General features: G+C 40.5%; 18 protein-coding genes. 8 read left to right on the top strand and 10 right to left on the bottom strand.

The window, feature by feature from the left end; genetic code table 11:
* Positions 1 to 197 precede the first annotated feature (197 nt).
* The 3 genes from DS885_RS11030 to DS885_RS11020 all read left to right on the top strand — a co-directional run bounded on the left by DS885_RS11030 (position 198) and on the right by DS885_RS11020 (position 3684).
* Positions 198 to 1673: a methyl-accepting chemotaxis protein gene (locus DS885_RS11030; protein ID WP_113819486.1), complete on the top strand. Its 1476-nt coding sequence runs from the start codon at positions 198 to 200 to the stop codon at positions 1671 to 1673.
* Complete coding sequence (locus tag DS885_RS11025) at positions 1657 to 2190, top strand: DUF6436 domain-containing protein (protein ID WP_113819485.1); 534 nt, start codon at positions 1657 to 1659, stop codon at positions 2188 to 2190. Before DS885_RS11030 ends, DS885_RS11025 begins: the two co-directional genes overlap by 17 nt.
* 162 nt (positions 2191 to 2352) lie before the next feature.
* A complete protein-coding gene (locus DS885_RS11020) occupies positions 2353 to 3684 on the top strand; it encodes a D-serine ammonia-lyase (protein ID WP_113819484.1) in 1332 nt (443 codons plus the stop codon).
* A 63-nt stretch (positions 3685 to 3747) separates the two neighbouring features.
* Here the strand turns inward: DS885_RS11020 and DS885_RS11015 are convergent, their stop codons facing one another.
* A complete protein-coding gene (locus DS885_RS11015; protein WP_113819483.1) occupies positions 3748 to 5817 on the bottom strand; it encodes a bifunctional metallophosphatase/5'-nucleotidase in 2070 nt (689 codons plus the stop codon).
* A gap of 518 nt (positions 5818 to 6335) precedes the next feature.
* Here DS885_RS11015 and DS885_RS11010 point away from each other — a divergent pair.
* On the top strand, positions 6336 to 7667 hold the full coding sequence (locus DS885_RS11010) for an aspartate aminotransferase family protein (protein WP_113819482.1): 1332 nt from the start codon (positions 6336 to 6338) through the stop codon (positions 7665 to 7667).
* Positions 7664 to 8503: a 3-keto-5-aminohexanoate cleavage protein gene (locus DS885_RS11005; RefSeq protein ID WP_113819481.1), complete on the top strand. Its 840-nt coding sequence runs from the start codon at positions 7664 to 7666 to the stop codon at positions 8501 to 8503. The genes DS885_RS11010 and DS885_RS11005 overlap by 4 nt, the downstream gene beginning before the upstream one ends.
* Before the next feature lie 5 nt (positions 8504 to 8508).
* On the opposite strand, the gene DS885_RS11000 is transcribed toward DS885_RS11005, so the two are convergent.
* The gene (locus DS885_RS11000) at positions 8509 to 9414 is read right to left on the bottom strand and encodes a LysR substrate-binding domain-containing protein (RefSeq protein WP_113819480.1); all 906 of its coding nucleotides are present in this window, start codon (positions 9412 to 9414) and stop codon (positions 8509 to 8511) included.
* A 391-nt stretch (positions 9415 to 9805) separates the two neighbouring features.
* Between DS885_RS11000 and DS885_RS10995 the strand changes: the two genes are divergently transcribed.
* The 3 genes from DS885_RS10995 to DS885_RS10985 all read left to right on the top strand — a co-directional run bounded on the left by DS885_RS10995 (position 9806) and on the right by DS885_RS10985 (position 14761).
* Complete coding sequence (locus tag DS885_RS10995) at positions 9806 to 10771, top strand: TAXI family TRAP transporter solute-binding subunit (protein WP_113819479.1); 966 nt, start codon at positions 9806 to 9808, stop codon at positions 10769 to 10771.
* A gap of 240 nt (positions 10772 to 11011) precedes the next feature.
* Positions 11012 to 13849: a TRAP transporter permease gene (locus tag DS885_RS10990; protein ID WP_220149691.1), complete on the top strand. Its 2838-nt coding sequence runs from the start codon at positions 11012 to 11014 to the stop codon at positions 13847 to 13849.
* A gap of 168 nt (positions 13850 to 14017) precedes the next feature.
* Positions 14018 to 14761 (top strand): acetoacetate decarboxylase, encoded by a 744-nt coding sequence (locus DS885_RS10985; RefSeq protein WP_113819478.1) that lies wholly within the window; start codon positions 14018 to 14020, stop codon positions 14759 to 14761.
* 93 nt (positions 14762 to 14854) lie between these two features.
* Here the strand turns inward: DS885_RS10985 and purU are convergent, their stop codons facing one another.
* The 8 genes from purU to DS885_RS10945 all read right to left on the bottom strand — a co-directional run bounded on the left by purU (position 14855) and on the right by DS885_RS10945 (position 25343).
* A complete protein-coding gene (gene purU / locus DS885_RS10980) occupies positions 14855 to 15721 on the bottom strand; it encodes a formyltetrahydrofolate deformylase (protein WP_113819477.1) in 867 nt (288 codons plus the stop codon).
* Positions 15722 to 15824: 103 nt separating this feature from the next.
* Positions 15825 to 17465, bottom strand: a complete 1641-nt coding sequence (locus DS885_RS10975) for an electron transfer flavoprotein-ubiquinone oxidoreductase (RefSeq protein ID WP_113819489.1) — start codon at positions 17463 to 17465, stop codon at positions 15825 to 15827.
* A 51-nt stretch (positions 17466 to 17516) separates the two neighbouring features.
* Positions 17517 to 18443, bottom strand: coding sequence for an electron transfer flavoprotein subunit alpha/FixB family protein (locus DS885_RS10970; protein WP_113819476.1), 927 nt, complete (start codon positions 18441 to 18443; stop codon positions 17517 to 17519).
* On the bottom strand, positions 18443 to 19192 hold the full coding sequence (locus DS885_RS10965) for an electron transfer flavoprotein subunit beta/FixA family protein (protein ID WP_113819475.1): 750 nt from the start codon (positions 19190 to 19192) through the stop codon (positions 18443 to 18445). Before DS885_RS10965 ends, DS885_RS10970 begins: the two co-directional genes overlap by 1 nt.
* Positions 19193 to 19253: 61 nt before the next feature.
* Positions 19254 to 20783: an ABC transporter permease gene (locus tag DS885_RS10960; RefSeq protein WP_113819474.1), complete on the bottom strand. Its 1530-nt coding sequence runs from the start codon at positions 20781 to 20783 to the stop codon at positions 19254 to 19256.
* A gap of 1 nt (position 20784) precedes the next feature.
* Positions 20785 to 21831, bottom strand: coding sequence for a quaternary amine ABC transporter ATP-binding protein (locus DS885_RS10955; protein ID WP_113819473.1), 1047 nt, complete (start codon positions 21829 to 21831; stop codon positions 20785 to 20787).
* A gap of 98 nt (positions 21832 to 21929) precedes the next feature.
* Positions 21930 to 22883 (bottom strand): ABC transporter substrate-binding protein, encoded by a 954-nt coding sequence (locus DS885_RS10950; RefSeq protein ID WP_113819472.1) that lies wholly within the window; start codon positions 22881 to 22883, stop codon positions 21930 to 21932.
* A 30-nt stretch (positions 22884 to 22913) separates the two neighbouring features.
* Positions 22914 to 25343 carry a GcvT family protein gene (locus DS885_RS10945; protein ID WP_113819471.1) on the bottom strand — a complete coding sequence of 810 codons (2430 nt, stop codon included), beginning with the start codon at positions 25341 to 25343 and terminating at the stop codon, positions 22914 to 22916.
* Positions 25344 to 25581: the final 238 nt, after the last annotated feature.

Below are 25581 nucleotides of genomic sequence, written 5' to 3'. Positions count from 1 at the left end.
TAATACAATTGGTATTAGCCTAACTATTTCCACCTTTACTTATTATAAAGTAATTATAAATAGGTATTCGTTTGCGGTTAATTTCATCAAAATAAGGTGATTTTTTGCACGTAAATGATCTATACCTCATTTTTTACCGTATGGTTCCGCTCTTTTTCACCATTATAAAAATAGAACGATATAAGTAAGGTAAAACAATGAATAAAGTAAATAGGGTCAACCAAGTTTTTTCAAGAATTTTAATATTATTATTCGTTGAATCTATTGCAATGGCGTTTGTGTATGGAACTTACTTAGAAGCTATTTTGATAGGTTTACCTGCGATGTTAGTACCATTATGGTTTATGAAAAGTATTCCTGATGCCGCTTTAACGAAACACGCCTCTGCTATAGCGGCTATGATTTTTGCATGTTTGCATATTCATCAAATGAACGGCTTGATTGAAGTGCATTTTGAGATTTTCATCTTAATGGCAATATTGATTATTTTCAGTGATTGGAAGGTCTTTATTTCAGGCACCTTATTAGTTGCGGTACATCATTTATCATTTTATTTTATGCAAGTTAATGGAGCTAATGTATACGTTTTTGACCAAGATCGGCTGTTCTTTTCAACGGTGATTATTCATGCTGCTTATGCGGTGATTGAAGCTATTATCGCCGGTTGTATTGCTAAGGTGTTATATGATGATAGCCAAGTCGGAAAAGAGCTATCAAGAGTGACTGAGATATTAACGGAAGATGAGCAATCTATTGATTTAAAAGTAAGAACTGATACCAATGGGAATATTATCTTAGGCGGATTTAACGATCTTTTAGCGGTACTTGATAATGTTGTTAGTAGTGTAAAAATACAGGCGCAAGAGTTTATCGTCAACTCTGAAAAATTAACTTCTGCTAAAACAGATCTAGCATTTTCTGCTAATAACAGACAAGCCGAGACCGAAAATATCGCCTCTTCAGTAGAAGAGATGGCAGTAACGGTTGGTTCAATTGCACAGGATACATCAACACTCAGCAATCAGATGAAAGAGGTTGCAGAGGCAGCGCAAACGGCGAATGTTTATATTGAAGAAATCAATGTGAAAAATGCTGAGCTCGCTGGGTCATTGAATAAAACGAGCACTGAAATCAATGCGTTAGCTGACTCAAGTGACATTATTGCTGGGGTGTTGTCTGAAATTACCGGCATTGCTGATCAAACAAATTTACTCGCTTTAAATGCAGCGATAGAGGCCGCTCGTGCAGGTGAGCAAGGTAGAGGGTTTGCAGTAGTAGCGGATGAAGTGAGAGCGTTAGCAAATCGCACCAAAGAGAGCACTGAAAAAGTGAATGAAACGCTTGCCAAGTTGGTGACACACTCCCATTCATCCACGCAATCTATGGCGCAATGTATTGATGCTGTCGAATTAGTTATTGATGTAGCAGCTCAGGCCAGTAGAGAGATTGCTCACTCAACAGATTTAGCTTCATTATCTAGCGAAGTTGCTGATTCAGTGGCTGCAGCGGTAGAAGAACAATCAGTTGCAACGAACGATATCGCGCAAAGTACAGAAAGAGTGAGCTCTCTAAGTAAAGGTGATACTGCTAAAGTTGACATATTGGCACAAGAAGCCGCGAAGATATCTCAATCTGTTTTATTATTAGAGTCAAACATTGCCCGTTTCAAGTAGTAAGGTTAAGCCTGCGCATTATATTATCTGTGGCATATGGTTAGTGCTCACTATCGCTGCTGCAATCTACTTTATAAATGGCCGTTTAGCTGATTTCGATCCAGAGCAAACGCTAAGCGGTACCGATCCTGTTTCATGGATGCAAAAAATAAGGGAAATAGATCAACTCAAAGGCCAAGATTTAAGCAATACTATTGTCCACTTCACTAGTCAAAATTGCTCATGTACTCAATACAGCGACAATCACAAAGGTGAAATTAACCAACGAGCAAGTGTAGAAGGCTTTAACGTTATTAATGTCATTGTATCTGAAAAAGTAGCTGCCTTAGTTCCTTCGACCCCCGCCATTTTAATCACCGATCAACAACAAAAGTTACTTTACTTCGGACCTTATTCTGCTGGTTTAGCCTGTAGCGCTTCGAATGGCTATGTGGAAACGGTATTGGGTAATTATGCGAAAGGTTATAGTGCGAGCTTAATGGTGAATGATACTAGTGGTTGTTATTGCCATCTTTAGATAACCTTCAATATGACGATTAAAACTAAAATTTCAGGAGGTTGCAGTTTTATTGCTAATTGATCATTATGCTTATACCAACAACCTAATAATAAAAACATCATGAACCGTTTTTCACCCTCAATAATTGCTCATATAAACAAGTTATGATGAAGGCTAGCCATGAACAAATTAAATATAGATAAGTTAATCGATCATTTCCCTCTGCTCAAAACGTTAATTGCATTACAGCCTGTTAGTTGGTTCAACCCTGAAATAACACCTGTTGAACAAGGTATAAAGCAGGTCGGACTTAATCAGTTGGATATACAGCAAGCCAGTGACCGCTTAGCTCGATTTTCGAGTTATTTGATGAAGGCTTTCCCTGATACGGCTAAAAACGACGGTATTATTGAATCTGAAATCATCGATATCGAAAAGATGAAGCAGCAATTGCAGCTTGACTATGGCAAGCCATTAGTTGGGCGCTTGATGTTGAAAAAGGATAGCCATTTACCCATTGCCGGTTCTATTAAAGCACGTGGTGGTATCTATGAGGTGTTAACTCATGCTGAAAAATTAGCGATACAAGCTGGTTTGTTAAAAGAGGAAGATGACTATGGCAAGTTGTATTCTGAATCCTTTAAGCAGTTCTTTAGCCAATATCGCATTGCTGTTGGCTCTACGGGGAACTTAGGCTTATCTATTGGTATTATCAGCGCTAAGTTAGGGTTTTCTGTCTCAGTACATATGTCTGCCGATGCACGCCAGTGGAAAAAAGATAAACTACGATCGCATGGTGTTAATGTCGTTGAATATGAGCAAGATTACGGTGTGGCGGTGGAGCAAGGGCGAAAAGAAGCTGAGCATGATGCTAATTGTTTTTTTATCGATGATGAAAATTCACAAACATTGTTCCTAGGTTACTCGGTGGCTGGTCAGCGTTTGCTTAAACAATTTAATGACTTGCAGATCAAGGTCGACCAAGATCATCCTTTATTTGTTTACCTACCTTGTGGTGTTGGTGGTGGACCCGGTGGAGTAACCTTTGGGTTAAAAGCAGCCTTTGGTGACCATGTACATTGTATCTTTGCTGAGCCAACTCATTCCCCTTGTATGTTATTAGGAGTGCATACTGGTTTACATGATCAAATATCGGTACAAGATATTGGCATTGATAATGTCACCGCAGCTGATGGTTTAGCAGTAGGGCGGGCATCGGGATTTGTTGGTCGCTCAATGCAAGGTTTAATAGATGGGTACTACACACTTACCGATCAAACCATGTATAACTACCTGGGTAAAATGGCTCGCTTAGAAGGTTTACAACTAGAGCCTTCAGCGGTGGCTGGGGTAATCGGTCCGATGATCGTGTCTGAGAATAGTGAGTATTTACAAAGACTAAACTTAGAACATCATAAAATGGTTAATGCCACGCATTTAATATGGGCTACTGGCGGTAGCATGGTGCCTGAACAAGAGATGCAAGATTATATCGCGAAGAGTGTTCGTTAGTATTTAGGGTATAAAAAAACCGCCTATAGAGGCGGTTTATAAAGTGTGTTTAATCGTTAATACTTATAGAGATTCACTACGAATAATACGTTCATCAACCACTGTTTCATCAGCAATACTATCCGCTGTGCTGTAAGCGTTATCAGCATCTGGGTATTCTGATAATAAGTATTCAGCTAGTGCATCTTGCTCTGTACCTGTATCTTCAAAGCTTGAGTTACCTGGATCTTCAGTTGTCATAATTTCAGTAAGGTCTGTGTTCAACTCACTACAATCACCACCTGCCGCAGTACATGGGAATGGGTAACCATCACCACCTTCTGCAATGTAAGTGAGTGTAATAACAGAGAAGGTCATGCTGTCTTCATCTACTAATTCACCACCAGAAACAACTGTGTAGTCATATGTACCGTCACCGTCAGTATCAACCGTTAATTCTTGAACTCGCTCACCTTCAACGGTTTGCGTTAAAGTTGTTACGCCAGTCTCTTCGTCGGTAACTGTACTAAATTCACGAGCCGTTTGTGTTTCATCGTAAGTTAATGACATACCAGATAGTTGAGGGAAACGACCACCAGTGACATCTGATACAGCATGTTCTGCAATCTCTTTTAGCTGTTCAGCCGTTAGGTCTAATACTGTTAACTCATTGTTGAATGATAAAGCAGTTTGTAAATCGTATTGTGAGATATCACCTTCTTCTTTACCTGCATTTGGGTAAGCTGCTGGTGGGTAGTACTCTAGATCTTCTGCACTTGTTGAACCTGCTGGGTAAGCAGCGTAACCAATCTCAGCACGGATACCACCACCATTTTTGATAGAGATTTGTGTCTCAACACCGTCAATGAGGTTTGCGTACCAAAGGTTCGCTTCAGCAGTTAGATTACCTAGGTTGGTTTCTTCAGAGCGTACTGAAGCTCGAATACCATTTAAGAATACATCTGTATGCCCCACAATATTACTTTCAGACTCGATAATAACGTCGTTCACAGCATCAACGATGTTATCAACATCGGTATTAGCTTCACCAGATAATGACGTTACCATTGTTTCATCACTGATGTATGAACCGCTGACATCCTCATCAATTGAATCAACGATAATGTTACCGTTATCATCAAATTCAACGACTAAACGGCCTAAGTATTTGTAATCACCATCAACATTAACCAGTGCGACATCATTACCGTCAGCATCTTCAAATAGCTCAGGGTACTCTCCAGCTGCTTCATCGCCATCCCATAAACGGTCTGTGCTATCTGCAAGTAATGTATTCGAGCCACCTGCGACAATGATATCGACGTCAGTAAGTAGCGTTGCTAATTCTTCTTCGATAGAAATACTTTGCATGTGTGCGAGTAAAATGACTTTATTGATACCTAGTGCTGTTAGTTCATCCACTTTTTCTTGGATTAGTACTGCAAGGTCTGCAGTATCGTCACTTGCAGGTAGTACCGTAATATCCCCTGTATCGGTAATGATTTCATTGGTTGGTGTTGTTGCACCTACGATACCGATTTGCTCACCATCTACTTCAATGATCGTGTATGACGCTAAGCTGTTCGGAATCTCACTAGCGATTAAACCATCTTCAACTACTAATGTTGCCGTGTTTTCGTCATCAGCAAAAATCATGTTTGAGCTTAGGTAAGGGAATTGTGCGCCTGGATAAGTGCCATCAACATCAATAATTGATGCAAATTCTTCAGTACCACCATCAAGGTCATGGTTACCCACAGCAGAAGCTTGTAAGCCCATTGCGTTAATCATGGCGATATCAGCACGCCCATTGCCCGGTACGTTGATACCATCAACATTGCTCATTGATTCATCACTACCTGCTACATAACGTACACCTGGGATGTAGTTATCACCAGAGCTTAGGAATAGTGTGTTATCTGGGTATTGATCACGTAATGCATCAACGTTACTTGCAAAGTTACCAGCATTATCTAGTGCGGTTGCATTTGAGCCATCCATGTCGGCCATGTGTAATAGTTGTAACGTATAATTTGAGGTATCAGTAGTATCATCGTCATCACTATCGGTGTTACAAGCGGTAAGTGAAGCGGCGATTAAAACAGAGGTGACAATTTGTGAGAGGTAACGTTTCTTAAAATATGGCTGTTGCATTGCTCTTTCCCTAGTAATGTTAATGTAAGTATATTGTTAATATTCAGTCCATTTAGTTGACCATCCAGTCAACCTGTTGTTTAAATTACCTTCACTTTGTGAAAGATGCATCACTTTTTTTAAAAAAATGTATGTTTTTAACTCTAAATGATTAATTTTTGACCCTTTCAGGGGCTGGATTGTTAATCAAATATTAACGTTACACATAATGTTTTTTTTAAAACAGTGATGGCCTTCATCCTTTTATCCAATGAATTTATTTAACGTTATGACCTAGTGGACAACAAATATTGAGAAGCATAATTACAAGGGATTGTTGTAGTTTTATTGCAGTTTTATCATATTTTTATGTCTAAAACGTAAAACACATATTAACGATTAACATACCGTTCACAGTTCAGCTCGCTTAGCCTGTATTCCTCTTTTTCATACCCCTCTATTTTAATTCCTTTGTAAACCTCGTAAAAAAACATGATTATCAAACTTTCTTAATAGATATTTTTCAAAGGGTTACCAACATGACGCATATTCTGCATCGCCACTGCCACTCTCAACTACCAACCGTTACTGGTGGTGAGGGGATTTATTTATTCGACCAAACTGGCAAACAGTATTTAGATGGTTGTGGAGGTGCTGCGGTTTCCAATCTAGGTCATAGCCATGCGGCAGTAAAAAAAGCCATGATCGAGCAGATTGAATCGATTCCCTTTGCTCATACTGGTTTCTTTACGAGCCAGCCAAGTGAAGACTTAGCAACACTGTTAACGGATTTAGCGCCAGACCCGTTAAACCATGTTTACTTTGTAAGTGGTGGCTCGGAAGCTGTGGAGTCAGCATTAAAAATGGCTCGTCAGTATTTTGTGGAAATAGGACAGCCGAGTAAAACACAATTTATTGCTAGACGCCAAAGTTATCATGGTAATACCTTAGGCGCGTTAGCCGTGGGTGGAAATGAATGGCGAAGAGAAAAATTCATGCCATTACTTTCTAAAGTAAAACATATCTCCCCTTGTTATGCGTATCGTGATCAACAAGACAATGAATCAGAATTAGATTATTCATTGCGTGTTGCCAATGAATTAGAAACTGAAATATTAGCTGTAGGCGCTGAGAATGTAATGGCCTTTGTTGCTGAGCCTGTAGTAGGCGCAACGGCAGGTGCTTTACCTGCAACTCAAGGTTACTTTAAGCGTATTCGCGAGATCTGTGATAAATATGATGTGTTGCTTATTCTTGATGAAGTGATGTGTGGTATTGGGCGAACAGGTACTTTTTATGCCTTTGAACAAGATCAAATCGTTCCTGATTTAGTAACTATCGCAAAAGGTTTAGGTGCAGGGTATCAACCGATTGGTGGTGTCGTGATCAGTGACAAAATTTACGATGCTATTGCCAATGGCAGTGGATTTTTCCAGCATGGACATACGTTTATGGCGCATCCCGTTGCTTGTGCCGCAGCATTAGCGACGGTACAAACTATTATCTCGGAGAACTTGTTAGATAAAGTACTCGAGCAAGGTATAAAATTACGCGCTAAGTTAAGAGAAGCATTATCTCCGTTACCTTATGTTGGAGATGTTAGAGGGCGTGGTTTATTTATTGGTGTTGAGCTGGTGGCTGATAAACAAAGCAAAACACCATTACCGACTTCAACCGAAGCAAACAAAGTGATTAAACAGCTAGCCATGAAGCATGGGTTAATGTGTTACCCGATGGCGGGTACTATTAATGGTCGTGCTGGGCATCATATTCTATTAGCTCCGCCATTTATAATTAATGATAAACAACTAGATGAGTTGGTGAGCAAACTAAAAGCAGCCTTGATCGAAGCAGCACAAGGTTGGGAATGATGATCTCTGAACAAACACATAAATCTACGATTATTGTTGCGCCCAATGGTGCGCGTAAAACCCGACAAGATCATCCCGCTTTACCTGTGACTATTGAACAAATTGTTGATGATGTTGTTGCTTGCCGTGATGCTGGTGCGGCAATGGTGCATCTCCATGCACGTGATAAAAAAGGCCTACACTCCTTAGCGATTGACGATAATATCAAAACTTTAACAGCCGTTAAGCAGGCAGTGGGCGATTCAATTATAGTGCAATTGACTACGGAAGCCGTTGGACAATATCAACCTCCAGAGCAGATGCAGCTGATCAAAGAAACCCTACCTGAAGCGGCTTCTTTTGCTTTGAAAGAGTTAATTCCTGATGACTCATATTTAGCAGTGGCAGAAAAATTTTTTCATTGGGTAGAAGATCGAGGTATTATTGCTCAATACATTCTCTATTCAGTGGAAGATGTACAACGTTACTTTTCGCTGATTAAACAAGGTATTTTACCGAGTAAAAACCACCATATTTTATTAGTGTTAGGACGTTACCATCAACAATTACGTTCTTCAGCCACTGACCTTGCACCTTTTTTAAGTAAACAGTTGTTAACAGCAAAAACGCGTTGGGCAACCTGTGCCTTTGGTCCTGAAGAGCATCAGTGTTTGATCAGTGCTATGTTGATGGGAGGCGATGTGCGTGTTGGTTTTGAAAACAATCACTTTAATAGTCAAGGAGGAGTGGCCGACAGTAATGCACAACAAATTATCGATATTAAAGCGGTGAGTTGCTTATTAAATATCGACTTACATGATGCTAATAGCTTTCGTCGTGCTTTGTGTTCTCAATAATAAAATTATAAGTCGTTGTTTTCAGATAGATTTTCCGTGACCCATTGCTTAAATTCATAAATCTTTCGAGATGAAAGTCGGTAGCTTGGTATAAACGCATAATAGCCATAATCGGTGTTTATACTAATATCAAGGGGATTAACCAGTTCGCCACTGGCTAAAGATTTATGCACCATAAAGTCTGGCAAAAGTGCTAACCCTAATCCGCCTTTTGCCGCTTCTAAGGACATGTAGAAATGTTCAAAACCAGTGCAACTATAATTACTGCTAAAGGTTAACTGGTTTTGCTTTTTAAATTGCTCCCATAATCGCGGACGCGTTATATGAAAAATAGCATCAAAGTGCTGTACATCTTGTATGGTGTTAATAGGTTTATTAGCCAGTAATTGAGGAGAGACAACTAACACTAACTTTTCTTTTCTTAATAGCGTGGCATTTTCATAATGTGTTGAGAGAGATAAACAACGAATGGCGATATCACTTTCTCCATTGGTCTTTTTGATAATACCATCACCGGTTTTTATTCTGACGCGAATATTTTTATTGAGATCATAAAATTGTTGGATATGTGGAATTAACCATAAGCTAGCAAAAGAAGGCGTCACATTTAATGATAAAACTTCTTCCACTTGATCGATCAACACTAAGCTTTCAGTCGTATATTGAATAATTTCCAGTGCTTCGATGATTTTAGGCAGATATTGCTCGCCTGCACTGGTTAACTCAATACCGTTTAAACGTCGATTGAATAGAGGTTGCCCAAGTTGTTTTTCTAAGGAGGCGATATTTTTACTCACTGCGCCTTGGCTAACAAAAATCGCTTGTGCTGCTTTTGAAAAACTCATGTTATCGGCCACCGCCACAAAAGTACGTAATGCTTTGATTGAGGGTAAAGTGGTTTCATTAAGCACGGAGTTTCTCCTAAATTAGCTGGGGTTATAGTTAAGCTTTTCAGCGCCATTTAAGCAAGTCGTTTATGATTTGTGCCAACATGATCTGTATGAATTTCAAGCGATAAAGGCCATAAATCATCACCATTATAAAGTAAGTATCCATAAACTTGATTGGTGCATCGCAAAACCGAAATAAAAACGGCAGGTAATCTGCCCTTAAATGGTGCGAAAATAAAAGTAATGCACCAAAAAAGAACATGTAAGTGATTGTTTAATAAGCAATGTGTTTGAGTTTAATACAGCCCTTTCTGTAAGGACTTGAGAGTCCACATATTTTCCTCTATAGGCTTGATTCTTGCTTGTCTATATAGGAAAGTACCACCGAAATAAATCTAAAAGGAAGTTAAATATGTTTTTAAAAAAATTAGCAATGGCAGCGGCTGTAGGCGCAACATTCATGGCAAGTTCTGCAATCGCAGAAACTAAACACGTAGTAATTGGTACTGGTGGTCAAACGGGTGTTTATTATCAAGTAGGTGGTGCTATTTGTCGTCTAGTAAACCGTGGTACAGCTGAGCACGAAATTAACTGTACTCATAAAACAGGTGGTTCAGTAACTAACATTAACGGTCTAAAATCTGGCGACCTTGATATGGGTGTTGCTCAATCAGATTGGCAGTTCCATGCATACAACGGTACTGCTCCAGAGCAATTCCCTGCAGGTGCATTTAAAGAATTACGCTCTGTATTCTCTGTATATGCAGAACCGTTCACAGTGGTTGCACGTGCCGATGCAGGTATTAAAAGCTTTGATGATTTAAAAGGTAAAAAAGTAAACGTAGGTAACCCTGGTTCTGGCCAACGCGGTACGATGGAAGTACTAATGGACAAAATGGGTTGGGAAATGAGTGATTTCGCTGTTGCGTCTGAACTTAAATCTTCAGAGCAAGCTGCTGCACTATGTGATGGTAAAGTAGACGCAATCGTATTCGTTGCTGGCCATCCAAATGGTTCAATCAAAGAAGCAACAACGTCTTGTGATGCAGTACTAGTACCTGTTGATAACGACGTTGCTCAAAAATTAGCATCTGATAACCCATACTACGCAATGACAAGTATCCCAGCTGGCATGTACAAAGGTACTGACACTGATACTGCAACATTTGGTGTAGCGGCTACGTTTGTTAGCTCAACTAAAACAGATTCAGAAACAGTTTACCAAATGGTAAAAGCTGTATTTGAAAACTTCAAACGTTTCAAGAAGATGCACCCTGCATTTGCTAACCTGAAAGAAAGCGATATGATCACTAAAAATCTATCTGCTCCACTTCATGAAGGCGCGATTCGTTACTACAAAGAAAAAGGTTGGATGTAATCTAACCCTTAGTTAAATAGAGCGGGAGTAGTTATACTTCCGCTTTTTTGTTTTAAAAAAAGCAGATATACCAAAACTACTTATTTAAGTGTTTTTGGTATATCTCAGTTGTAAAGGGCAACCCAATGCCAATTACGATGGATATCAATATAGATAATCTAAAGCATCAATTACGCATTTTTAGAAAGATCTCTCGTTACACCAGATCGCATTGTCATGCGTACCAATAGGAATTTTCTGATGACTGAAAAAACACTAATGAATGATGAGGAATTACAAAATCTCGTCGCTTCCACCGATACAGGAGGAAGAAACCCAACCAATCAAAAGATAGTTAAGTTGATGGCGGGTGTGGCGTTAACTTGGTCTATATTCCAAGTTTGGATCGCCTCTCCCTTACCTTTTTTATTCGGGTGGGGTGTATTCTCAAGTGGAGAAGCAAGATCAATTCATTTAGGCTTTGCTATTTTTTTAGCCTTTCTTGCATATCCCGCTTTTAAAGCATCTTCACGTAGTAAAGTGCCAATGGCCGATTGGGGGTTAGCGATCATTGCCAGCCTCTGTGCTTTGTATCCATTTATTGCTGACTCTATGTTAGTGGATAGCATCTTTGGTATTCGCCTAAGTGACCGCCCAAGTGCACCTAATCCAGTGGATATCGGTGTTGCTATTGTCGGTATGCTAACCTTACTAGAAGCGACTAGACGTGCCTTAGGCCCACCATTAATGGTCGTCGCTATGATCTTCTTAGGTTATACCTTCTTAGGGCCTTATGCGCCTGAGTTAATCGCTTGGAAAGGATCGACATTTGGTGGTGTTATGGACCATCAATGGCTATTTTCTGAAGGTGTATTTGGTATTGCTTTAGGTGTATCAACTGACCTTGTATTCCTATTTGTTCTGTTTGGCGCATTGCTAGACCGTGCGGGTGCAGGGAACTACTTTATTAAAGTTGCTTTCTCATTAATGGGGCACTTACGTGGTGGTCCAGCAAAAGCAGCGGTGGTTGCTTCAGGTATGACCGGGCTTATTTCTGGTTCATCGATTGCTAACGTAGTAACTACAGGTACTTTTACTATTCCGATGATGAAGCGTGTTGGTTTTTCTTCTGAAAAAGCGGGTGCGGTAGAAGTGGCTTCTTCGGTTAATGGTCAAATCATGCCACCAGTAATGGGTGCCGCGGCGTTCTTAATGGTTGAATATGTGAATATTCCTTACTTTGACGTGGTTAAACATGCCTTTTTACCAGCTATCATCTCTTACATTGCATTGGTTTATATTGTGCATTTAGAAGCGATGAAATTAAATATGAAAGGGTTAACCCGTGAAGGCGAAGTGAAAACGGCTAAAGATGTATTAATCTCTTGGGCAATGACACTGTTACCAATTATCGCGTTAGCAGGCGGAGCATTTTACTTATCTGAGCTTTACGCTGCATTGGCAACTACAGAAGCTCGTTTAGGTTTAGTACTGGCGGTGATTGCGATTCAATATTTTGTCTTTAAAAAGATTAAAGCTAAATCTAGCGAAGATAAGTTGGCAAAAACGATTTCTACCGGTGCGATTGTATTAGGTAATTTAGTGATTGCTGCCTTTGGTTTATTCTTCGTGGTTAGCTTGCTGAAATCATTTGTTGCGCCTGATTTACTATTCTGGGTAGTTGCTGCATTGGTTGCGGTCACTTATGTGGTATTAGTGAAAATAAGCTCTGCTTACCCTGATTTAGTGATGGACGATCCAAATTCTCCTGTACTTAGTTTGCCTGAAACAGGTCCAACGGTGAAGTCAGGATTACACTTCTTACTACCTGTAGTGGTATTAATTTGGTGCTTGATGATCGAACGTAAATCACCGGGTTTATCTGCATTCTATGCAACAACCTTGATGATTGTGATCCTGTTAACGCAACGTCATCTATTTGCTTTGTTCCGTAAAAAATCAACATCAGGCATGGTCAAACAAGGCTTTAATGAGTTGGTTGATGGCATGATCACCGGTGCAAGAAACATGATCGGTATTGCTATCGCAACAGCGGCAGCAGGTATTATCGTTGGTGCCGTATCGCAAACGGGTATTGGTTTAAAACTGGCTGCCTTGGTTGAGTTCTTGTCCATGGGACAGATCATGTTGATCTTGGTTTGGACAGGTATCCTTAGTCTTATTCTAGGTATGGGCTTGCCAACTACTGCAAACTACATTGTTGTATCGTCTTTACTAGCGCCTGTAATTGTTAGCTTAGGTCAACAAAATGGATTAATCGTGCCACTGATTGCAGTACACATGTTTGTGTTCTACTTCGGTATCATGGCGGATGTAACGCCTCCAGTAGGTTTAGCATCCTTTGCCGCCGCTGCAGTATCGGGAGGCGACCCAATTAAGACTGGTTTTGTGGCCTTCTTCTATTCATTGCGTACTGCTTTATTACCATTCCTATTCATCTTTAATACTGACTTACTGTTAATGGATGTGACCTTCTTAGAAGGGATAGCGATATTTATTACCGCCACCATGGCAATGTTGATATTTACCGCGGGCACACAAGGTTACTTCATTGCTAAATCTAAGCGTTGGGAGTCATTGGCATTATTAGTGATTGCATTTACATTGTTCCGCCCAGGTTTCTGGATGGATTATGTTATCCCACCTTACGATGAGCGCGCTGGTACTGAGTTAGTAAATGTCATGGAGGAGGTTGATCCAGGTACTGAGCTACGTGTATTAGTTAATGGCCAAAATGATGTGGGTGACCCAGTGACACTGACCATGTTAATGGTGGTTGGTGAAGGTGAAACAGGTCAGGAGCGCCTTGAAAATTATGGTTTAGAACTACTTCCACAGGAAGATGGTTCAATCATGGTAGATGGTATTGGTTTTGATAGTACTGCTGAAAAAGTAGGTTTCGACTTTGACCAAATCATTATTGATGTCGGTGTGCCAGTAGTACGTCCTGCTAAACAATGGTTCTATATACCAGCGCTATTATTGCTGTTTATTATCATTAGATTACAACGTAAACGTCGTGACCTTAATGATGCAGCTGAAGCCCGTTCAGAGAACACACAAACAGTGAATGCTTAACCTTTAAGCTTAAAACTGTTATTGATTTAATACCGCGCTTACCTTGTAAGCGCGGTATTTTTTTGCATTCCATAAAGTTATACCCCTGTCTTTTTATTCCTTTGTCAGCTTCGAGCAAACACATAACAATAGATCTTTATTTTCGATACTAAGACAGACCCATAAACAATGAATATTGAACAGATCAAAAAACTTACCTCAATGCCAGCTACAGCTCCAACTGTAGGACCAGATAAAGTCCGATGTATTAATAGAGAATTCTTTATTGTGATTTATGAGACAGACAGTGAAGCATTGCAAGCTGTTGTTCCTGAACCATTACAATTTGACCAGCCGATTGTTAAGTTTGAAGTGATTAAGATGGAGGACTTTAGAGGATTTGGTTCATTCACTGAGTCTGGGCAAGTAATTCCTGTGACTTTAGATGGTCAAGCAGGGAAGTATGTCCATCAAATGTATTTAAATAACTTTCCGGCTATCGCTGCGGGTCGTGAAATTTGGGGCTTCCCTAAAAAATATGCACAACCAGAATTATTGTACGATTCAGACTGTGTTTTAGGTCGAGTCTTTTTTGGTCAATGTGAAATTGCTAGAGCAACTATGCCCTACAAATGGCATGCTATGGACCTTAAACAAGTAAAACAGAGCATGGAAAGTGAGCCAGGCTACCTATTAAAAATCATTCCTAATGCGGATAACACACCATTAATTACACAACTAGTTAAGTATCATATGCAAGATGTGGTGGTGAAGGAGGCTTGGTCTGGACCGGGTGCCTTGGAGTTGTTTAACCATGCCTTAGCACCAATGGCAGAGTTACCCGTAAAGAAGGTGCTCAGCGCACAGCATATCATTGCTGATCTAACATTAAGCTGGGGTGAAGTCGTGGTTGATTATCAAAACGATTATTAACTGCTGCTGAGTTAAACCTAGGTTTATTTGAAGCGATAAATTGGTGTTATTAAGGTCTAAACCACCATTAATAACACCAACCGTTATGTAGATTTAACGGAAAATAACCGTTTTATTACCGTATACAAAAGCACGGCTTTGCGTGTGTAGTTTTACCGCTTTTGCTAATGCCACGGTTTCTGTTGTACGACCAACCGCAACCAGTGATTCTGGTGAGAAGGTGTGATCAACATTCTGCACCGATTGTTCGATGATAGGGCCTTCATCAAGGTCTGAAGTTACATAGTGAGCTGTTGCTCCAATCAGTTTCACACCACGTTCATGAGCTTGGTGATAAGGTTTTCCACCTTTAAAACCAGGTAAGAAAGAGTGATGAATATTAATCGCTCGACCCGCTAATTTGTCACATAGTTCATTAGATAAAATTTGCATATAACGTGCTAATACGACTAATTCTGTGCCCGTTTCTTCAACAATTTCCATTAACGCTTTTTCTTGTTCTGGTTTGTTTTCTTTGGTAACAGGTAAGTAGATAAAACGGATCCCTTCACGCTCTGCCATAGGGCGTAAGTCTTTATGGTTAGAGACGATCGCAGTCACTTCCATATTGATTTCACCTTTGTGTAAGCGATATAAAAGATCGGCTAAACAGTGATCGAATTTACTCACCATTAATAGTACTTTACACGGTTTATCAGCGGGCTCTAATTTCCAATCCATATCGAATTTTTCGGCAACTTCTGGAAACTCTTTGCTGAGATCTTCAAAGGTGTGGTCCCCCGATTCAATATAACCGACGGCACGCATGAAGAAGCGTTTGGTAGTAGGGTCATCAAATTGAGATAGTTCACTTAAATAACAGCCTCGCCCTGATAAAAATGAAGTAACAGAAGCGACTATGTTACTGCTTGCTGAGCATGTTGCGGTAAAAATAAATTCTTTAGGTTTTTCAGTTGCCATTGTTAATGCCTTATATATTTTTAGCTTCAAATAGAAGCATTACACTGTTAGTTGATGAAGGTGAAACATGCTTGAAAATGTATTCACCATCGCTTAAGTTTCATTACATATTCGGGTAGTTAGGCCCTCCTAACCCCTCTGGTACTTGCCAAGTAATATTTTGAGTTGGGTCTTTGATATCGCATGTTTTACAATGCAAACAGTTCTGCGCATTAATCTGCAGTTGTTGTGCTTTGCTTTCTGGTTCTTCAACAAATTCATACACCCCTGCAGGGCAAAAGCGTGCTTCTGGACCTGCAAATAAAGCGAGATTTTTTTCTATAGGGATAGTTTGGCTTTGTAATTTAAGGTGACAAGGCTGATCTTCTTCGTGGTTTGTATTAGAAATAAACACAGAAGAAAGCTTATCAAAGCTGATTTTATTATCAGGTTTAGGGTAAGTAATATCAGTACACTGTGCAGCTGGTTTCAGCTGTTCATGGTCTGGCTTAGTATCATGCAGGGTAAAAGGCAGTTTTCCCTTGAACCAGTTTTGATCTAAGTAGTTGAAAGCACCACCCATGTAAGTACCAAACTTATGCATAGCGGGGCCAAAGTTACGTGTTTGATGTAACTCTTCATGCAACCAAGAAGCTTTGAAGGCATCTGTAAATGAACTTAATTCATTGCTCACAGGCGTTTCACTAGACAGGGCTGCAAAAATACTTTCTGCTGCTAATATGCCGCTTTTCATTGCCGTATGTGTGCCTTTTATCTTGGCAAAGTTTAATGTCCCTGCATCACAGCCAATTAATAACCCTCCCGGGAAGTGCATCTTAGGTAAGGAGTTCAAGCCACCCTTAGCAATCGCACGTGCACCGTAGGAAATACGCGTGCCGCCTTCTAATGTGTCTTTAAAAATAGGGTGGTGCTTCATACGTTGCAGTTCATCAAATGGACTGATGTAAGGGTTTGAATAACTCAAATCAATGACAATACCTACCATTACTTGATTGTTTTCAGCGTGATAAAGGAACGACCCACCGCTTGTTTCTTTCGTTAATGGCCAGCCAGCACCATGTACCACTAAGCCTGGCTTATGTTTACTTGGATCGATTTCCCATAACTCTTTAAGTCCAATACCGTAATGTTGGGTATCTGATTCACTATCAAGGTTATATTGCTTAATTAATTGTTTGCCTAAGTGGCCACGGCACCCTTCAGAGAAAATGGTGTATTTACCATGTAACTCCATGCCTGGCATGTAGTCCGCTTTTTCCTCTCCTTTTGCATCGATTCCCATATCACCAGTGATCACGCCTTTCACTTCGCCATCATCGCCATACAAAATATCTGCTGCGGGAAAGCCAGGGAAAATTTCCACGCCCAATTCTTCTGCTTGTTCTGCTAACCAGCGACATAGGTTACCTACACTGATGATGTAGTTACCTTCATTGTGCATGGTTTTAGGGACTAAGCTATTAGGTAATTTTTGTGCCTTTTCTGCATTCTTTAATAGGTAAATTTCATCGCTAGTCACTGGCGTATTGAGTGGTGCGCCACGCTCTTTCCAATCTGGAAAGAGTTCGTCTAATGCGCGTGTTTCAAAGACTGCTCCAGAAAAAATATGAGCACCTACCTCTGAGCCTTTCTCTATGACACAAACGCTCAGCTCTCGCTCTTCTTTCTGTGATTGTTGCATTAATCGACAGGCCGTAGAGAGACCTGCCGGTCCTGCACCAACGATAACGACATCAAATTCCATTGATTCACGCATTGCTGGTCTCCTTTATTAATGAGTAAATATAGTTAACGCTTATAGTGCATTTTCTAGTTCAGGTAGTGTATCGAATAGATCCGAAACAATTCCATAATCAGCGACTTGGAAAATAGGAGCTTCAGGATCTTTATTGATAGCAACAATCACTTTTGATTCTTTCATCCCCGCTAAATGTTGGATGGCACCAGACACACCAACTGCGATATATAAGTCAGGTGCAACAATTTTACCGGTTTGACCCACTTGCATATCATTAGGTACAAAGCCTGCATCTACTGCCGCACGTGTCGCACCTACCGCCGCTCCAATCTTATCCGCCACTTTTTCTAGCATGGAGAAGTTCTCCCCATTTTGCATTCCACGACCACCCGAAATAACGATTTTTGCAGAGGTTAACTCAGGGCGTTCATTGACGACTGTATCGTTATTAATAAATTGAGATAATGCTTCATCAAAGGCGCCATCTACTGCCTCTATGGTTGCGCTTCCATTTTGTTCTGAAGGAGAAAAAGATGTACCGCGAATCGTGAGTAGTTTAATTGGGTCAAGCGATTGTAAAGTAGCAATAATATTACCTGCATAAATAGAACGTTTGAACGTATCTGGACTTTCGACAGAAATAACATCCGATAAAAGGGACACATCGAGTTTTGCTGCGACGCGTGGCAATACGTTTTTGCCATTAGCTGTTGATGGAGCAAGTATATGGGTATAGTTACTGGCTATCGACATAATGAGTGCTGCTACATTTTCGGCTAGTTGTCCGTTATAACAAGGCTTATCAGCGACTAAAACACGTGTGATGCCACTGATTTTCGCTGCAGCCTCTGCTGCTGCAGTACATGTTTCACCTGCGATTAATAGATCGATATCGCCGCCAATTTCTGTTGCTGCTGTAATTGTATTCAGAGTGATCTCTTTTAGGCTGCTGTTATCGTGCTCTGCGATAATTAAAATAGTCATTACAGTACTCCTTCAGTTGTTTTTAGTTTTTCAAGTAGCTCATCAACAGAGCCTAAAATATCACCCGCTTCACGTACTTGTGGCGACTCGACATTTAACATTTTAAAGCGAGGTGTTAAATCTAGACCAAATTCTTCGATTGGCTTAACCACTAACGGTTTACGTTTTGCTTTCATAATATTAGGTAAAGAAGCAAAACGAGGAGTGTTTAAACGTAAGTCACAGGTAACGACTGCCGGTAAAGTCAGTTCAATGGTTTGCAAGCCAGTATCAACTTCACGTGTTACTGTCGCTTTTTCATTATTAATATCTAATTTAGAGGCAAATGTTGCTTGTCCCCAATCTTTGATGGCCGCTAACATTTGTCCTGTTTGGTTGTTATCTTTGTCACTAGACTGTTTACCCAGTAAGACGAGATCAATCTCTTCTTCTTCAATCACTTTAGCGGCTAGCTTCGCGATATTAAGTGGCTCTAACGTGGCGTCTGTTTCAATCAAAATACCTCGGTCAGCGCCCATTGCAAGTGACGTTCTGATTTGATCTTGAGATTGTTTATCACCGATAGACAGAACGATAATTTCAGAAGCGATACCTGCTTCTTTTAAACGAACAGCCTCTTCGGTGGCAATTTCACAGAAAGGGTTCATTGCCATTTTGACATTAGTCAGGTCAACATTACTACTGTCCGTGTTAGGTCTAATCGTCACATTTGGATCGGTTACTCGTTTTACCATAATTAATATTTTCATAACTTACCTTCTATCTGTTGTGCATAAATGCTAATTAAAATGTAGTCATCTTGGTGACTGGTTATTCTGTTTTTTCTTTGGGTTTAAATAAGCCTTGAATGATGCGGTCAATCATAATCGCGCAAAATAGAATCGCTAAACCTGCTAATAAACCTTGTCCTTTTGCGGCAAACTGCAGTGCTTGCAGTACGTCGGTTCCTAAGCCTTCTGCACCGATCAATGACGCGATAACCACCATTGATAAACACATTAAAATAGTTTGGTTAATACCGGCCAAAATGCTCTCTTTTGCTAATGGTAATTCCACATCCAGTAATAATTTTTTACGTGAACAACCAAAGGCTAGGGCACCTTCTACAATCGATGCGGGCACTTGTTGAATGCCTAATGTTGTTAAGCGTACTACCGGCGGCATACCGAAAATAATAGTCGCTAACACACCTGGTGGTTTGCCTGTGCCGAAGAATGCAATGATTGGAATTAAGTAAACAAAAGCGGGCATGGTTTGCATGAAATCCAGCGCAGGTTTAGTAATTGAATCAATAGTTTTGTTTTTGGCACATAACACTCCCAGCGGTACACCCACAACAACACAAATTACCGCAGCAGCGCCTAATAAAGAGATGGTCGCCATACTCTTTTCCCAGTAACCAAAAAACGCCAGGTAAGAAAGGGCAATTGCAGTATAAAAAGCGGCTTTGTAGCCTGAGATGCGCCATGATGTAAACACGATTAACATCATGATCACAGGCCAAGGTGTACCTACTAATAATGTTTCAATTGCATCTAGGAAAAGGTTAATTACTTGTGTGATAGCATCAAAGAAGTTCGCACCATTAAGCGCCAGGAAGTCGAACATTGAATTAAGCCAATTGGCAGTGGTGTTAAAAATAGTTTTATCCGAAGGAAACTCCACTAACCAGCTGATTTGTTCTGCGGAAATAAAACGGTATAGCGTTAATGGATAAATAAAGGCCAGAATAGCGATGCCACAGATCAGTGCTTTAATATGGAAACCGCTGCCGACCTCCGGGTCTTGTCGCCAGCGACAATATTGTTTCTCGTAAACAGCATTGGCGGTAAAACCTTGAATAAGGAAGATAATAAATAATAGTAAGCCCCCATAAATAGCGTTTTGACTAGCGCCTTTAGCATTCTCTTCGGCAGCGAGCACTGCTTTTTCTGCAGCTCTTCTTAGATTATCGGAGTTACGAAAGAAAGCCTTAGCGTTGGCTTCTCCATTGTTTAGTGCGGCTTGCCCTTTAGTGGCCATCTCTTGAGACTTAGCAAATAAACGGTCTGCTTGAGCAAGTTTACCGCCTCCTGCTTCACCCCAGATGCCTTGCCCAAGTAAAATGGATGAGATTAAAATAGCAATAGCACTCACCCAAAAGAATCCCCACACACTGCGTGAAGCAGCCCATAGCGGGCCAAATAAAGCGGCAAAAAAGTTAAAAGAGATATGCAAACGAGTGTCCGTTTGGATCTTAGTAAAATGCCCTTGATAATAACGACTTTGACGTTGAGTAAAGTGTTGAATGGGTTGCGTATAATCGACTTGGTTAAGCGAAGCTGTTTGTTGAGTATTCATCTTATTCTTCTCCCTTAATGCCTTTAAGCAGGGTATCTTTACTGATCACACCTATATCTTGGCCCGCATCATTAGTTACTATGATAGGTAATGTAGTGGTGACAGAGAGGTCGATTAATGCTTCTAGGCTAGTATTTTCATCTGCACGCAGTGCGGCTGTTTTATCAATGGAAATAGGTAATGTCGTATCGTTAATGGCTAGCATAATAGAGTGGGCATTGATTAACTTGAGGTTAGAAATACCTTTTACAAAGTCTGCAACATAATCATCAGCAGGTTGCATCACAATCTCTTCCGGTGTGCCTATTTGGATCAAACACCCATCTTTCATAATAGCAATACGGTCACCGATGCGGATTGCTTCGTCTAAGTCATGGGTAATGAATACGGTGGTTTTTTGTAAGTTTTTAGTTAGTTGTACGAATTGGTTTTGTAGTTCATGGCGGATTAACGGATCGAGTGCACTAAAAGGTTCATCCATTAATAATACTTCAGGGTCGCTGGCTAGTGCTCTGGCTAAGCCCACACGTTGTTGCATCCCCCCTGATAGTTGATGGGGCAGTCGATACTCATAACCGGTTAAATTAACCAGTGATAAAGCATGCATTGATGTTTCCCAACGTTCTGCTTTAGGTAAACCTTGTACTTCCAATGGGAAAGCGACATTATCAGCAACGGTACGATGTGGTAATAATGCCATGTGTTGAAACACCATGCCGATATCTTTGGCACGCGTTTCTCGAAGCGCATTAGGAGTTAATGCAGACATATCTTGGTCGAGTACTTTAACCAAGCCTGCTGAAGGCTCAATTAAGCGGTTAAGGTGGCGAATAAGCGTAGACTTACCGCTACCCGAAAGGCCCATAATACAAAATATTTCACTTCGTGCTACTTTGAATGAAACATCTGCAATACCAACTACACAACCAAAACGTTCGAGTACAGTGGCCTTATCTAAGCCTTCGCTTTTAACTGCTTGCATTGCTTCTTCGGCTCTATCGCCAAATATTTTCCATACATTTTCTAATTGAATTACATCTGTCGTCATACTAAGCCATACCTGTTGTTAAGGTTTTTAGAAATATGAAACATTTGGGCATGCCCTTCATTAGTCCAAAGAAGGGCTGCTCACTGTTTAACTCGGTGTTATAGACCTAACCAAGCGTTGACTATATCTTGATTATTCTTAACCCATTCCGCTGCAACATCGGCTGGTGATTTCTTATCAACCACTACTGAATAACTCCACTCGCTCATAATGTCTGAGGTGATTGCGAAGTTTTTCAGGATATCAGCTGCTTCTGGCTGATCTTTTTCCAATGATTTTGCATAGTGCATTTGCACATAAGTAACAGGCCAACCTGAATCTGCATTAGATTTTGCTAACCAATCCGGATCGTCTGTTGGTTGGACTGTTTTCCATGTTGCATCGTTATGTTTTGGTTCTGTTAAGAACACGATGTCATACAAAGCAAAGATATAATGTGGTGTGTAACAAGAGAAAACATAAGGTTTCTTAGCTTGTACTGCAGCATCCAGAGAAGCAAAGTTAACTGGAATATCCACTTGTACTAACTTCATGGTTTGGTCATAGCCATAGCTTTTAGCGCGGATGATTTCGACAGTCGTTGAAGCAGCGCCAGGTTCACCAGCCCAAATTTCACCTTCACCATCACCATCGCTATCTAATAGGGCTGATTTATCAGGATCGGTCAGGTCGTAAATCGATTTAATATCGTATTTATCTGACATCTCCTTAGTAATACACAGCCCTTGTTTTGCTTCTACACTATGTTGGTTTTTCACAACCGTGCCATTTTCAACCACATACTTCTGGTAGAGATTTTGTTGATTGGGTAACCAAACTTCAGGATGAAGTTGCATTGAACCTCGGTCCATCGCTTCCCAAATAATTGGGTTAGTGCCGCTTTGCATGCCCACATCTAAGCCTAAGTTCTCTTCTAGTACGATTTTAATCACATTCGAAGTAACTCCTGCTGATGGCCAACTTGGCACCCCTAAAACAAGGTCAGCTGCTTGTGCTGAAACGCCTGTTAAACCTAGTGATATTGCTAAGCATAATTTTGTTACCCTTTTCATATTACTCTCCATGGTTATAGTTTTATTTATTTACTTACTTCTCACTTTTTCGTTCTTCGGATCGTAAAGACAATCACTCACAACAATCGCTGGGTAAGCTGTCCCTATGATTTCTACATCTACTTCACTTCCTTCGACCGAGTATTCTGGGTCAATAAAGCCAAGTACAATGTTCTTCTCTACACGGTATCCATAAGCTGCAGAGGTCACCGTGCCGACTACTTTTCCATCGACACAAATAGAGTCGCCAGGATGTGCTGCTGCAATATCACAATCGACAGTGATGGTGACAAATTTTCTGCGCATTGGTTGACCTTGCTTAGCAAGCAATGCCGCTTTACCTGGGAAGTCAGCTTCTTTATCAATCTTAGTGAAGCGATCTAATGCACTTTCAAAGGGGTCAAACTCAGTGATAAGGTCTGCTTTCCAATGGCGGTAGCCTTTCTCAAGACGCATCGACTCTAGTGCCATTGAACCGAATGGGATAAGACCGTAATCAACACCTGCTTCAGTTAATAGCGTATGTGCGAGTAATAATTGTTCATTTGGAACATGTAGCTCCCAACCTAATTCACCACTGAAGCTCACGCGTAATGCTTGTGCTTGTGCATGACCGATGTATACCGGTTTAGTGGTTAACCATGGGAAAGCTTCGTTAGACCAATCTGTACGAGGTGATAGGCTCGCGATTAAATCGCGTGATTTAGGACCGGTTACAGATAAAATTGTGTGAGTATTTGTTAGAGAAGTAATTTCAACACCTTCTTTAGGTAGGTGTGAACGTAACCAATCCATATCTTTATATTCAGCTGCGGCAGCAGAGCCATACCAGAATGTATCTTCAGATAGTTTAGCGATAGTCGCTTCGCCTAATACGTTACCTTTTTCAGTTAGGAAGTAACAAAGACCAATACGGCCCACTGTCTTTGGAATATTTGAACACATTAAGCTGTCTAGCCATTCTGCTGCTTTTGGCCCTTTAATTTCAAAACGGTTAAAGCCATTGACTTCCATAATACCGACGTTTTCAGTGACGCCTTTTACTTCTGCAGCAACGATTTTCTTGTCAGTGTCAGTGAAGCGGAAGCTATGTTCAAACTTGTAATCAGCATCAGGTTTGAAGAACATTGCACGTTCCCAACCATTGACCACACCAAATTCTGCATGTTGCATTTTTAACGTAGTGTAAATAGGCGTTGTTTTAGCTAAACGGCCAGCAGGGCGTGCTTCATGCGGCATGTGGAAGCGGAATTCGTTTTGGTAATCTTCAATGGATTTTAATGCTGTAAACTCTGTGTTGGCATGCGATGTAAATCGAGCCGGGTCAATACACCATGTGTCCCATTCTGATTCACCGTGTACGATAATTTCAGCAAGGATCTTACCGTGACCACCACCTTCACCCAAACCAGCGCGTAAGCCGATGATTGAGTATAAGTTATCAAAACCAGGGGTTTTACCAACGAGCGGGTTACCATCTGCAGAGTAAGTGATCGGGCCGTTTACGATACTGTGAATACCGGTTTCTGCTAAGCATGGCATACGTTCAAATACACGTTCCATGTTATCTAAACAACGGTCAAGGTCATCAGGACAAAGTGCATTCACGAAGTTAGGATCAATGCCATCCATACCCCATGTTTTACAACGTTGTTCATATATACCGACTAATAAACCATTTTTTTCTTGGCGGCTGTAGAAGTCATCAAGTGGATCACGTAATAGTGGGACACGCTTACCGAACGCTTCAATTTCTGGAATAGTTTCCGTTAAGAAGTACATGTGTTCCATTGAGATAACCGGATATTCAATACCCAGCATTTTGCCTAGCTCATTAACACGGTAACCACCGGCATTAACTAATTTGTCACAGCTCACTTCACCATTTTTAGTCTGCAGTACCCAAGTACCATCTTCTTTTTGGTGAATATCTTCTACTGGATTATGACGGAAAATTTCAGCACCTGCCTTACGTGCTTCACGCGCTAATGCCTGTGTTAATTGTGCCGGGTCGATATCGCCATCTAGCGGATCCCAAAGCCCACCAACTAATTCATGTGTTTCAATTAACGGGTGACGTTTAGCACATTCAGCAGGGTCTAATAGTTCAAAGTTAACCCCCATTCCTTTCGCTAATGAAATGAAGTGATTATAACCATCAAGGTGCTCTTGTGTTGAAGCAAGGCGAATACCACCTGAGGCGTGGTGATAGTTAATTGGATTCTCTGGGTCTGCTGCTAATTTCTTATAAAGCTGAATACTGTGGCTTTTTAAACCAACCATCGTTTGTGTTGCACCAAAGTTTGTTACTTGTGCCGCTGAATGCCACGTGGTCCCAGAAGTTAATTCATTACGTTCGATTAAGGCTACGTCAGTACATCCTTCCTGGGTTAGATGGTAAAGCGTACTACATCCCCCAATACCACCACCAATAACGATAACTTTGTAATGCGATTTCATAAACACTCTCCTAAAGTATGGGTATCAATTTTCTTAATTATGTTTGTAAGGTTCATGGCAAATATGATGATTCAGCTTAATTAAAATCAAAATGAATGCGCTTCCATTTTTAGTGTTTTGCAAGCTTGGTGCCGACTTTTTAAAATCATTAAAAAAATGTTTTTAATGCCTGATTTATATGACGTTAAGCTGATAAACCTGATTAAAAAATAAAATCCTAATTAATAAAAATATTTCT

The sequence above is a fragment of the Psychromonas sp. B3M02 genome, from assembly GCF_003318165.1.
Taxonomy (GTDB): Bacteria; Pseudomonadota; Gammaproteobacteria; order Enterobacterales; family Psychromonadaceae; genus Psychromonas.
The sequence above is the reverse complement of the archived record's forward strand: the minus strand, read 5'-3'. Positions and strand labels throughout refer to the sequence as shown.